The sequence below is a fragment of the Desulfobaculum sp. genome (assembly GCF_054921475.1).
Genome location: NZ_JBUDSW010000091.1, coordinates 1 through 12,758 on the forward strand (window position 1 = coordinate 1; position 12,758 = coordinate 12,758).

Below are 12,758 nucleotides of genomic sequence, written 5' to 3' on the forward strand. Positions count from 1 at the left end.
CCTTTTTTGGGGGCGGCTTCCGCACCCAAAAACCTGAGGATTGTTAAGGGAATCATTCCCTTAACCCGCCGGAGGCAAATCTCTTCGCATGAAGTCTGACATTAAAGATGTTCCGGCGCCCTCAAGTCTGCATTCTGGATGGCAACAGGCACAGCGTGCACGATGTGGAGGCTGACGTGAAATATGTCAATCCATACCTTACGTGCTACTGCGCAACAGGGCGTTTTCTCTGACTCTGTAGCCATATACAAGGCCAACGAACGGAAGGCGAAGGCCCTGCTGTTGTGCGCGGATATGGCGTGATATGAAGGCTGGAGTGCGGGCGGGGAATGGACGCGGGGGAATATGGGTGCGTTTATAGGGATAACGTCATACTTTGACGATGGGGATGTATAACGCCGCTGCGTCTACGGTGCGGGGCGAGGCTGTAAAAAGAACAAAAAATACGGGAACAGGCAGAGCCTGCTCCCGTATTCCCTTCCATATACGAAACTCAAATTACGAGAAATGCACGTCGCGGTACAGATGCTCCTGCGAAGTGAGAGCATTCTTCATGCTGGAGACGTGCACAAACATGCGTTCAAAGGCAAGATGCGGGTCGCGTCGCATCATGGCTTGGAATATTTCCTTATGTGCCTTGTCGTTATGTACGTACGGCTCGGTAAAATCCACCATCTCTGAAAACATGCGGGTAAAGTTCATAAAGCTCCTTATGGAGACTTCATAGAACGGGTTTCCGCTGAGTTTGCCAAGGTAGACATGAAACGCAATGTTGTTGTCTGTCTTTTCTGCGAGGTCATCGCCTGTTGCCACCTTTTCATTAAGGTCTGACAGATGCTGCAGATCGGTTGTTGTTGCGTTCATGGTGGCAAGGCGGGCCACTTCGGGCTCAATAAGCAGGCGCGCGCTGAGCAGATGCTCTATCTTCATGCGCCCCATGAGGATGAGATCTTCAAACACACTGCCCATTTCCTTGGATTCCACCACATTCTGGACGAACGTCCCACCATTCTTTCCGCGTTTTGAAATGAGGTACCCTTTGGTCTTGAGAATACTGAGAGCCTCTCGAACCATCGGGCGGCTCACACCAAAGCTGTGCGCCAGTTCTTCCTCTTTTGGAAGCAGGTCCCCCGGGACATACTTTTGAAGCAGAATATCCTGCTTCAACGAGGCCACAATATCATCGCAACGTGTCGCGCTGCGCACCTTCACCTCCACCGTGCTTTTCTCTGACATGTCAATCTCCTTCCAGTGTAAACTGATACATCATAGGCATTATGTCAAACAATTAATTTGATGCCTTACCCATTCTCGCAGCCCTCGCCATCCCTCTTGCAAAATCCCGTAATTAAAGGCCTTTCGCAAATTCCATACTGAATAAGTTCGGATATCGTATGGAGAAAATAGCATATTAATCACAAAAAAACTGTCAGCCCGTTGACAAAAAGTCATACTTTAAATAGTCCTGAACTCAACACAAGCTGATCACGGGCTCACGCTACGATTTCTTAACGCGCCACTTCTCAAGGAGAATGAGTCATGAATCCCATTAAAGAGTTCTGTACCAGACCAGCTGGCGACGCTGTGGTCATGCAGGGCAACATCGCCTTCGCCGTTGGTTGCGTACGGGCGGGCATCCACTCCGTGGACGGCTACCCCGGAACGCCCAGCACTGAAGTCATCGACAAGGGCCTGCGCCATGTTCAGGATATGATTTCCACGCATTGGTCCGTCAGCGAAGCCACGGCAACGGCCGTGGGATTCGGACACAGCCTCGCCGGTGAGGACAGCGTTGTCACCATGAAGATTCCCGGCCTGTACCAAGCAGGCGACACCTTCAGCAGTGCAGCATTTTTCGACAAGCAGCGCGGCGCGCTCGTGTACTATGTGGCCTCGGACTTTACGCCCAGCTCCACCCAGCACCTTGTGGACCCGCGCCCCTTCATCAAAAGCTGTTTCACCCCCATCATCGAACCCAGAGACCATCAGGAAATGCACGAGGTTGCGGAAATTGCGGCGGACATCAGCCGCGAGTTCAAAACCCCCGTGGTGGTTATGCCCAGCGGCACCCTGTGTCACAGCGAAGGTCTTGTCAGACTTAAAGAGCAGCAAACCCGCGAGCGTCTCGTCCCGGACGTTCCGCTCAAGGCCTTCAACACCCTGCCCGTCAGCGCCCGCAGGCATTATGATTCCGTTCTGACGGAGCGCATGCCCGGCCTCATCGAGATGGTGGAAAACAGCCCCCTGAACCGCTGGGAGAAGGGAAACGGCAAGCTCGGCGTCATCACCTACGGCGCAACGGAACTCATGGTCCGCGAGACGAAGCTCGCCCTTGGTGTGGACATGGACATCCTGTCCCTCGGCTTCACCAACCCCCTGCCCATGAACCGCATCGCCGAATTCTGCAAGGCCATCGACGGCCCGGTGTACGTCATTGAAGACGGCTACCGCTACGTGCAGGAAGAGCTGCAGCGCGCGGGGCTCTCTGTCCTCGGCAAGGCGCCGACGGACACCCGCACGGAGTGGACGCCAGAAGCCGTAGCCCAGACGCTGGGGCTGGAGCTTCCCAAGCAGAAGTCCCTGTCCGTCGCGCCGTTGAACCGCCCGCCCATGATTTGCGCGGGCTGTCCCTACCGCCTGTTTGGCGAAACCGTGAAGAGCCTGCGCAAGAAGGGCAAAATTGAAGCCTGCTTCGGCGACATCGGCTGCAACACGCTGCTGTACTTCATGGATACCGTAGATACCTGCGTAGCCATGGGCGCAAGCGAAAGCAACCGCGCCGGGTACGTTATCTCCAATCCGGATAAGGCCTCGAAATGCATCAGCCTTCTCGGCGACGGCACGGAGTGCCACAGCGGCCTTGACAGTACCCGAAATTCCCTTTTTCACCAAGTTCCGGGCGTAAAGGTCATACTTGATAATGAGTGGACCGCCATGACCGGTGGTCAGCCCGGTCCCACCTCGCCCGAAAACCTCGCTGGCACGCCCAATACATTCAATTTGCAGGACACGCTTAAGGCCCACGGCGCGCGGGTTGTGGAAGTCAGCGGCTATGACCGCAAGAGCATCCGCAAAGCCCTGACCGCCGCCCTGCAGGACGCTGAAGACGGCCACCTGACCACCCTTGTGGTCAAGGGCACCTGCATCCGCAAGGTCCCCAAATCCGCCTACGGCACCAAGATGACCGTGGACGCAGAGCTGTGTAAGCGCTGCGGCATGTGCCAGATTTGCCCCGGCATTCAGGCCGACGACGAGGGGCTGCCCTCCTTCAACAACCTGTGTACGGGCTGCGTCAGCCAGACGGCCGCCTGCTCGCAGATGTGTCCCGTTGGGGCCATTTCGCCCCTCAAGAAGTCTGACAAATCACAATCCGCCAAGCCACAGTTGCCCGCCGCCCCCGAATCGGTAGAGACGCCCGACCTCTCGTCCCTTACCCTTCCGGAAAAAATCGCCGTCGCAATCCGCGGCGTGGGCGGTCAGGGCAATCTGTTCTTTGGCCGCGTTCTCACCCAGCTGGCCTTCCTGGCCGGATACGACGACACCAACGTCGTCAAGGGCGAGACCCACGGCATGGCCCAGATGGGCGGCCCGGTCATCTCCACATTCAGTTGCGGCAAGGTCTGCTCCCCCATCCTTCTGCCCGGCACGGCGGATTGTCTGGTGAGTATGGAGCAGAGCGAAGTACTCCGCCCCGGTTTCCTCGACATGCTGCGCCCGGACGGCACCATCCTGCTGGCAGGCACGCAGGTGCTCCCCTACGGCGCGGGGCGCGAGGACTACCCCTCTGCCGAGGCACTCAGCGCCGCCCTTGACGGCTACAACGTTGTGCATCTGGATGTGCTGGGCAAGGCCATGGACCTAGGCGACACCGTAGGCCGCAGCGCCAACGTGGTGATGATAGGCGCCATGAGCACCCTTGGACCGTGGAAGGAATTCCCGGCCGAACTGTGGCTTGCCGCCTTGCAGAAAGTCAGCCCCACGCCCGCCATCTGGGCCGCCAACTACGCGGCCTTCAACGCCGGAAGAGACATGCTCTAGAGGCCGCCGGGCAGGAGGCGTGATCCTCCGGCCTTCTGCCCGCACCTCCCACGCAGAATCAGGAGAACCGACATGAAGATGAATATGGGCACCTCCATCGACTTCGACGCCATCACGGACCTGCTCACAGGCGTGCACCGTGAAGGGCGCTCCACCCTCTTCGAGTACGAGGTGTACAACCTGCTCGGCAATTCCGGAGCGGAAACCCCGCCCAAGTGCGTGCTGCTTCCCACCGGCGCGCGCACCTCGGACGACGAACTGCTCGCCCTGCCCGGGGACAAGGTTGTCCTCAAAATCGTCTCGGAGCACATCGTCCACAAGACAGAAGTCGGCGGCGTCCGCGTTGTGGATAAAGACGCCAACGCCATCCGCTCCGCCGTGCGCCGTATGCTCTACGACGTGCCGCGCAAGTTCGCGCAGGACATCACGGCCAACCCCGCCCACGCCCCAAAAGCCTACGACGGCCTCACAGGCGAAGAACTGGAAAACGCCATACACAGCGACATCAAGGGCGTGCTGATGGTCCAGTTCATGCCCCCGGACTCCAGCGCCTTTGGCAACGAGCTTATCGTCGGCCTGCGCAACACGCGTGAATTCGGCATGGTTATCAGCGCCGGACTCGGCGGCACGGATACCGAACTCTACGCCAAGCGTTTCCGCAAGGGCCAAGCCATTGTCGCGGCCTCGTGCGAGCTTATGACCGGCGAGGAATTCTTTGAGCAGTTCAAGCGCACCATCTCGTACCGCAAACTGGCGGGCCTCACCCGCGGCCAGCGCCGGGTGGTCACGGACGAACAGCTTATGGAATGCTTCTCGTCCATGATCGAAATGGGACGCCACTACTCCGCCGCCAACCAGGACGCGCCCGTCAGTATTGAGGAAATGGAGATCAACCCCTACGCCTTTACGGATTTCCTCATGGTGCCGCTGGACGGCATGTGCCGCTTCTCGCACCCCGAAACGCCGGAAAACTCCCGCCCCGTGGCGAAAATCCACAACCTGCTGCATCCCGAGAGCATCGGCATTGTCGGCGTCTCGACCAAACGGCGCAACTTTGGACGCATTATCCTCGACAACATCCTTGCCGAGGGCTTCCCCAAGGACAAAGTCTGCGTCCTCAAGGACGGCGCGGACGAAGTAGGCGGCGTGCCGTGCTATCCGGACATTGCCTCCCTGCCGCACAAGCTGGACCTGCTGGTGGTGGCCATTGCCGCTGCCCATGTGCCGGACCTTGTGGATGAAGTGATCAAACGCGACGCCGCCAACAGCGTGATGCTCATCCCCGGCGGCATTGGCGAAACCGAGGAAAGCCGCGAGCGCGCGGAAAAAATCATCGAGGCCATCAACGACGCCCACGCCACCGAAGGCGGCGGCCCGGTCTTCATCGGCGCCAACTGCATGGGCGTGGTCTCGCACCCCGGCAAATACGACACGTGGTTCATCCCGGACGAAAAGCTCCCCAAGGACCGCGAGCGCTCCTACCACCGCTCCGCCTTCATCAGCCAGAGTGGCGCGTTTATGCTCCACCGCATCAGCCAGTGCCCGGAGCTGAACCCCGCTTACATGCTGTCCATCGGTAACCAGACGGACCTGACCCTTGGCGACCTGATGAAATACTTCATGGATTCCGACGAGGTAGACGTCATCGCCGTGTACGCCGAGGGCTTCAACGACCTTGACGGGCTGGAATTCTGCGCCGCCGTGCGCGAAGCGGTGCTCGCGGGAAAGGAAGTCATCTTCTACAAGGCCGGACGCACTCCGGAAGGCAAAAACGCCACCAGCGGCCACACGGCCTCCCTCGCGGGGGACTACATGGTCTGCGAATCCTGCGTGCGCGCCGCTGGCGCCACCGTGGCCCGCACCTTCTCGGAATTTCAGGACATCTTCCTGCTGGCCGAGAACCTCTCCGGCAAAGCTGTCACCGGCAACCGCCTTGCCGCCGTCAGCAGCGCAGGCTTTGAGGTGGTCGGCATGGCCGACTCCATCCACTCCGACGACTACGCCATGCGCCTTGCCTCCTACGCCCCGGAGACGAAGGAGAAAATCAGCGCAATTCTGGAATCCAAGCGCCTCCAGAGCCTTGTGTCCATTGCCAACCCTCTGGACATCACCCCTTCCAGCGACGACGAGGCCCACGCCACCTTGGCCGAAGCCCTTGTGGAGGACCCCAACGTGGACGCCCTGGTCATTGGCCTTGGCCCCATGGGTCCGTCCATGCACACGCTGAAAGATACAGACAACCCCATGTTCGACATGGCCGACCCCGGGAGCATTGTCTCCATCATCGGCGAAAAGGCCCGCACATGGACGAAACCGGTCATCGGCATCATTGACGGCGGCCGCCTGTTCAACCCCATGCGCGATGCCATCAACTCGTACGGCATCCCCGTCTTTTCCACCTGCGACCACGGCGTAGCCGCGCTGGCCCTGTATCTGGAGGCCCGCCTTGCCGCTGAGCGCATGAGAAAAGCGGAGATTGACGACTGACCACAGGGAGAGGCTTCAGGACGAACGTCTCGGACGCCCGCCCGGAATTATCAAGTTCCCTGCTGTCACTGCTGTTAAGTTTGCCTCTTGGTGAAAGATCTCAAACACTTCTAATTCTACGGAGAAGCCAGATGAGCAACGTCAAAGAACTCCTGACCCAGTTTGAACAGCACACTCCTAACATCGTCTTTGAATGGAACGATTCCGAAACCGACGCCCAAGGCTGGGTGGTCATCAACTCCCTGCGCGGCAACGCCGCTGGCGGTGGTACCCGCATGAGGAAGGGGCTGGACAAGCATGAGGTTGTCTCCCTTGCCAAGACCATGGAAATCAAGTTCGCCGTGTCCGGCCCGCAGATTGGCGGCGCCAAGTCCGGCATCAACTTCGACCCCACGGACCCCAGGAAGGAAGACGTCCTCAGGCGCTGGTACAAGGCTGTTTCGCCCCTGCTGAAGTCCTACTACGGCACCGGCGGCGACCTGAACGTGGACGAGCTGAAGGAAGTCGGTCCCCTTACTGAAATGTGCGGCCTGTGGCATCCGCTGGAAGGCGTGGTTAACGGCCACTTTGCCGACGACCACGACCTGCGCATCCAGAAGATTGGCCAGCTGCGCGGCGGCGTGTCCCTGCCCGTGTACTCCCCGCAGTACTCCCCGGACACCTCGCGCCGCTACTGCGTGGCCGACCTCATCACCGGCTGGGGCGTGGCCGAGTCCGCCCGCATCTTCTACGAGCTGTACGGCTCGTCCCTGAAGGGCAAGCGCGTCATCGTGCAGGGCTTTGGCAACGTGGGCGCCACCGCCGCCTACTACGCCGCCCAGAACGGCGCAAAGATCGTGGGCATTATCGACCGCGGCTGCGGCCTTGTGGAAAAGGACGGCCTCACCTTTGAGCAGGTGCGCGAGCTGTTCCTGAACCGCAACGGCAACACGCTGAACACCGAGCATCCCCTCTCCTGCGAGGAGACCCAGAAGCTCGTGTGGAACGTGGGCGCAGACGTCTTCATGCCTTGCGCGGCCTCCCGTCTGGTGACCATGGATAACCTGAAGGCCCTGAAGGCCAGTGGACTGGAGCTCATCACCTGTGGCGCAAACGTGCCCTTCAATGACAATGAAATCTTCTACGGCCCCACCGCCGAGTTTGCGGACCAGAACTTCAGTGTGATTCCGGACTTCATCGCCAACAGCGGCATGGCCAGAGCCTTCAACTACTTCATGAGCGCCAAGGTGGACCTCAACACCGAAGCCATTTTTGAAGACACCACCAACACCATCTACAACGCCCTCAAGGCCGTGCACGAGCACGCAACCGGCAAGACCGGCCGCACCGCCACCGCCCTTGAGCTCTTTATCAAGAAGATCATGAACTAACATTCAGCCACGGGACCTGCGCCGCCACGTTGCGGCGTGGGTCCCGCTCCACAGACCCAGACCGGAAATGTACCGCTTGCGCGCAAAGCACCATTGAGCAGCTCAGACCCCACTGGCCCATCGGCCTGTTGCCCCGGGCCACGATAAGGCACCGTCAGCATTCCAACCCACTACTACCACCCCAAGAGCTGTACAAAAGAGGACATCATGAAATCCCAATACCTCGGCGCCACGTGCATCGTGGCGGGGACCTCCATTGGCGCGGGCATGCTCGGACTCCCCATGAGCATTGGCTGTCTTGGCTTTACCATGGGCAGTTTGGCACTCTTTCTGGTCTGGATCATTGCCACGTATGCCGGATTGCTCCTGCTGGAGATCAACCTCGACTTTGGCAAAGGCGTGCACCTGAATTACATGTCCTATGCCGTGCTCGGCAGGCCCGGTCAGATTATCACCACCATCAGCGTGCTGTTTTTGCTCTACTGTCTGCTGGTGGCGTACATCACCGGCATGGGCAGCCTTATCTCCGGCAATACCAGCCTCAGTCAGCCAGTGGCGTCCATCCTCTTCACGGTCATAAGCGCCATTGTCTTTTACGCCGGAACAAAGGCTATCCTTTCCATCAACAACGTGCTGTTCATTTCCATGATTATTTCCATGCTGCTCAGCTTCACCAGCCTGGGCACCACGCTTGATTTTTCCAACCTCAGCCTTGGCAATGCGGACCAACGGATCTTTCTCCTTGCCATTCCTGTGCTGTTCACCTCCTTTGGATTCCAGACGTCCATCCCCAGCGTGGTGAACATTGTGGGAGCCAAGAAGAAGCCCCTTGTCATCATCATTACCCTTGGCAGCACCCTGCCGCTGGTGTGTTATCTGGCGTGGCTTATGGTCTCCCTCGGCGGCGTCACCCCGGACGCGCTGGCCGGCCTGAGCAACGTGGACCAACTTATCGGCATTCTCGGTCAAGGTACGCCGTGGATACAGAATGTCCTCTCCCTCTTCGCCCTCGTTGCCCTGCTGACCTCGTTCATCGGTGTATCCCTCAGCCTCTTTGACTTTGTGGCCGAGACCTTCCACCGCAAGAACGACCGCGTCGGCCGCGCCGGAACCAGCGCGATGATCTTCATCCCCACGCTCTGCGCGTCCCTGCTCGCACCGGATGGATTCATCAGCGCGCTGGCACACGCAGGAACCGCGCTCAGCGTCATCGCTATTCTTCTTCCCTGTGTCATGGCTTGGAAGATGCGCGTCAACGCCGAAGACAAGGTCTTCCAAGTCGCCGGCGGCCGCCCCGCTCTCGTCCTGAGCTTTCTGTGTGGCATCCTGATTATTACTGCCAACTACCTGTAGCCCGCAGACCATAGCGACCACCGGCAAAAGGGCCCCCTCCCACCGTGACGGGAGAGGGCCCTTTTCATTGCGGAGCGCATGGGGTGCTGGCGCGGGCCTTTGTGGCGTCAGCATGTGACGCAACACATCTGAAAGGTGGTCAAAAGCGGCCCCCGCACCCTGCTTGAGGCGTGCTCTTCCCTTCCTCGGCCTTACGGCTCAAAGGACCGCACACGGTCCACAAAGCGCCCAAGAAAGGCTTCATGGTCAGCGCTGGTGACCACGTGGACAGCCGGACCATTGCCGGAGTCTGTAAGAAAGGTTGCGTCGGGGCGCAGAAGGCGTGCTTCGTCAATATGCATGGTGCGAGTGGTGAACAGGTCGGGCCAGAGGACGACGGCGAGGGCGAGGGGGTCATGCATGTGCATACCGCTCAGGCCGCGCACATCGTGGCTCCAACGCATCCACGGCTGAGCGGCGCGGCGCAAAAAGCGCACAAGGGGGTCCACGCCGTCCCGCCACGGCTCCAGAGCACTTGGGGGCATGACGCACTGCATGGTGACGTTGGCGGGCACAATGGTCACAGGAATGCCGGAGGCAAAGACCAACTGCGACGCCTCGGGATCGTACAGCGGATTAAAGCGCAGAACATCGCGCCAGACCTCGGCGGGAATGTCAGGTGTGGAATCTTCCCAGCCCGCCTCGCCTTCTGGGCAGGGCCACGCACCGCCCATGTGCACAACTCCCGCCACCTGCGAAACCAGCTCCGGCTCCTGCTCGATGGCGAGGGCAAGATTCGTCAGCGACCCGGTGGCGACGATGACGAGTGTTCCAGGGTGCCGCCGCGCGGCTTCAATGATGCAGGCGGTGGCGGAATCCTCGGTCGGAACAACTGGCGGGGCGGGAATGGGGGGCACGTTCTCCCAAAGCAGCGAGGCCGCCGCATCGCGCTTGCTGTCCAGATACTGAAAATGCCGCGTCCTGTCGCGGCGAAGCGGCGCATCCGTGCCAAGGCCCTGCGGTACGGCCTCGCGGCGGGCCAGATGGAGCATGTAGCGCGTTGCCGCGTAGGACTCGGCCGCGCGGCAGTTTCCGGCGCACGCCGTACAGGCCACAAGCTCAAGCTCCGGCGAAGCAAGCGCCAGCCCAAGGGCCAGCGCATCATCCACATCCGCGGCAGGGATGCCGCACGCATTGTCCATATCAAGCAGTAGAGGGATAGGCATGTGTCCTTGTACCATGGACCCCGGCCGCTGAAAACATTGAACAACCCCAGCAAAGCGCGCGGCACGCGAACGGCGAGGGGGAAAGACGCCGCCCTCACCGTAGCGCGCCCAAGGCGCCACCCGGGAAGAACACGCAGGTTTCGTGGGACTCTGGCCCCGCGCCGGGCAAAAGCCGCCATACACAAAAGGGAAAACAGACGAAGGAAGCAGGGAAAGGCACACACGCGGCGGATTACACGCCGCTCGTCTCCTGCATAAGGTACATTTCGATGGATGACAGGACGGTCTGGAGCGCCTGCCGGAAGGCTTCCACTTTCTCGGTCATATCTGCCGTGCGCTGCTCGCGGAAGCACATTTCGGTCTGGTAGGACGCATCCTGCAAGCCATGCGCGCCAATGTTCCCGGCCACGCTCTTGAGGCTGTGGGCAAGGGCTGCGGCGCCCTCATAGTCGCCCTCGGCATGCTTGGCGGCAATGTCGTCCGCCATACCTGCGTACTGCTCACAGAATGACCCGAGCATGTCTTGGTACAGCGTGTTATTCCCCATGAAATGGATAAGCCCGCTCGGAACATCAAGGTCCGGGAGCCTCTCCATGGCGGGGGTGGAAAGGAGAGCTTCTTCCTCGTGGTCGCCTTCGCCAAGGGTGGAGTCGATAGTCATGGCTTGGCGAAGCTCTTGGTCTTCATACGTGCTTCCGCCATTGCTCATTTCCGTAGGCGCCTCGTAACTCCCCCGCCCTGCCCAATAGGCAATGAGGTCATACAGCTCCTGCGGGATAACCGGCTTGGAGATATGCGCCACCATCCCGGCGGCAAGGCTCTTTTCCCTGTCGCCACGCATGGCGTGCGCCGTCATGGCAATAATGGGCACGTCTCCCCGCTTGTCCGGCAAGGCAGAAATGCGCCGCGTGGCCTCGTAGCCATCCATCTCCGGCATCTGAATATCCATAAGGATGATGTCGAATTCCCGCGTTGAGGCGTACTCCACGGCCTGCACGCCGTTGCCTGCCTCCTCCACGACAATGCCGACGGATGTCAGCAATTCCCGCGCGAGGTCACGGTTGAACTCGTTGTCCTCCACCAGCAGAACCCGCACGCCCTTGAGGGTCTCCACCTCGCTCGGGGCATGCGCCTGATGCGCTTGAGGTTCCTCTCCTTCGCGGATTTCCTTGCCAAAGGCCTGCAAGGTTACGTCATACAACAGCGAAGGCGTTGCGGGCTTGAGCAGCAATCCGCCCAGGTCCATATCTTCAATCTGACGGGAAACCTCTTCGCGGCCATACGCAGTCATAATGATGATGACCGGCGTTTTGGGCAATTTCAAATCGTTCCGGATGTGCACCGCGACTTCCAATCCATCCATCTCCGGCATTTGCCAATCGACAATGGCAAGGTCAAAGGGATGGTCTGCCGATGCACGCAGAAGCTCCAGCGCCTCCGGGCCGGACGTCGCGGTCTTTACCTGAAAGGACAGGGACTCAAGGCAATTCTTGATGTAGGCGCAGCTGGTGAGGCTGTCGTCCACCACAAGCACATGCAGGTTGCGCAGGTCCTTGGGCATGGCAAGGTCATCAACGATGCTCCGCTTGCCGCTGTGGAATGCCGCACTAAAGGCAAAGGAGCTCCCATGGCCGGGAGTGCTGGTGACGGTGATTTCGCCGCCCATCATATCAACGAGCGCCCGCGAGATGGACAGCCCCAAACCGCTGCCGCCATAGCGGCGCGTAGTGGAAATATCCGACTGCAAAAACGGTTCAAACACTTGCTGAATCTGCGCCTTATTCATGCCGATGCCCGTATCGCGCACGGTAAAGCGAATCCATACCCGGTCGCCCTCGCGCCTTTCCGTGTCCACCTGAATGCAAATCTCGCCGCGCTTGGTGAACTTCACCGCGTTGCCGACAAGATTTTGAAGCACCTGCCCAAGGCGGAGCGGGTCGCCCTGCAAGTTATCCGGCACATCGGGCGAGATAGCCATGACGAACTCCAGCCCCTTGCGCTGGGCGGAAAAGGCCGTCACGTCCGCAAGCTGGTCCATCACGCTTTGCAGGCTGAACGGGATGTCCTCCAATTCCAGACTGCCGGACTCAATACGGGAAAAGTCCAAAATGTCGCCAATAACGCCAAGCAGCGTGCGCGAGGCCGACTCGGCCTTTTCCAGATACTGCTTTTGACGCGGGGTGAGCTTGGTTTTGCGGCACAGATGAATCATGCCGACAATGGCGTTCATGGGCGTACGTATCTCGTGACTCATGTTGGCGAGGAAGGCGCTCTTGGCCTGATTTGCGCTTTCGGCCGCGTCGCA

General features: G+C 59.8%; 7 protein-coding genes. 4 read left to right on the forward strand and 3 right to left on the reverse strand.

What is annotated here, in order from left to right:
- Positions 1 to 498: 498 nt before the first annotated feature.
- Positions 499 to 1,236 (reverse strand): FadR/GntR family transcriptional regulator, encoded by a 738-nt coding sequence (locus tag ACY69P_RS07760; protein WP_459899953.1) that lies wholly within the window; start codon positions 1,234 to 1,236, stop codon positions 499 to 501.
- A 303-nt stretch (positions 1,237 to 1,539) separates the two neighbouring features.
- On the opposite strand from ACY69P_RS07760, the gene ACY69P_RS07765 reads away from it, so the two are divergent.
- The 4 genes from ACY69P_RS07765 to ACY69P_RS07780 all read left to right on the forward strand — a co-directional run bounded on the left by ACY69P_RS07765 (position 1,540) and on the right by ACY69P_RS07780 (position 9,248).
- Positions 1,540 to 4,038 carry a 2-oxoacid:acceptor oxidoreductase family protein gene (locus ACY69P_RS07765; protein ID WP_462327071.1) on the forward strand — a complete coding sequence of 833 codons (2,499 nt, stop codon included), beginning with the start codon at positions 1,540 to 1,542 and terminating at the stop codon, positions 4,036 to 4,038.
- A 78-nt stretch (positions 4,039 to 4,116) separates the two neighbouring features.
- A complete protein-coding gene (locus ACY69P_RS07770; protein WP_462327074.1) occupies positions 4,117 to 6,525 on the forward strand; it encodes an acetate--CoA ligase family protein in 2,409 nt (802 codons plus the stop codon).
- A gap of 131 nt (positions 6,526 to 6,656) precedes the next feature.
- On the forward strand, positions 6,657 to 7,895 hold the full coding sequence (locus ACY69P_RS07775) for a Glu/Leu/Phe/Val dehydrogenase dimerization domain-containing protein (protein ID WP_459899955.1): 1,239 nt from the start codon (positions 6,657 to 6,659) through the stop codon (positions 7,893 to 7,895).
- Between the two features lie 207 nt (positions 7,896 to 8,102).
- Positions 8,103 to 9,248 carry an amino acid permease gene (locus tag ACY69P_RS07780; RefSeq protein WP_459899956.1) on the forward strand — a complete coding sequence of 382 codons (1,146 nt, stop codon included), beginning with the start codon at positions 8,103 to 8,105 and terminating at the stop codon, positions 9,246 to 9,248.
- A gap of 191 nt (positions 9,249 to 9,439) precedes the next feature.
- On the opposite strand, the gene ACY69P_RS07785 is transcribed toward ACY69P_RS07780, so the two are convergent.
- Positions 9,440 to 10,453, reverse strand: coding sequence for a nucleoside hydrolase (locus ACY69P_RS07785; protein ID WP_462327072.1), 1,014 nt, complete (start codon positions 10,451 to 10,453; stop codon positions 9,440 to 9,442).
- A gap of 232 nt (positions 10,454 to 10,685) precedes the next feature.
- The coding region (locus ACY69P_RS07790) for a hybrid sensor histidine kinase/response regulator (RefSeq protein ID WP_462327073.1) at positions 10,686 to 12,758 on the reverse strand (2,073 nt) is incomplete at its 5' end.

Excerpts from the sequence above, each read along its gene's own strand:
- ACY69P_RS07760 (WP_459899953.1), bottom strand. The coding sequence starts at position 1,236 with ATGTCAGAGAAAAGCACGGTGGAGGTGAAGGTGCGCAGCGCGACACGT.
- ACY69P_RS07765 (WP_462327071.1), top strand. The coding sequence starts at position 1,540 with ATGAATCCCATTAAAGAGTTCTGTACCAGACCAGCTGGCGACGCTGTG.
- ACY69P_RS07770 (WP_462327074.1), top strand. The coding sequence starts at position 4,117 with ATGAATATGGGCACCTCCATCGACTTCGACGCCATCACGGACCTGCTC.
- ACY69P_RS07775 (WP_459899955.1), top strand. The coding sequence starts at position 6,657 with ATGAGCAACGTCAAAGAACTCCTGACCCAGTTTGAACAGCACACTCCT.
- ACY69P_RS07780 (WP_459899956.1), top strand. The coding sequence starts at position 8,103 with ATGAAATCCCAATACCTCGGCGCCACGTGCATCGTGGCGGGGACCTCC.
- ACY69P_RS07785 (WP_462327072.1), bottom strand. The coding sequence starts at position 10,453 with ATGCCTATCCCTCTACTGCTTGATATGGACAATGCGTGCGGCATCCCT.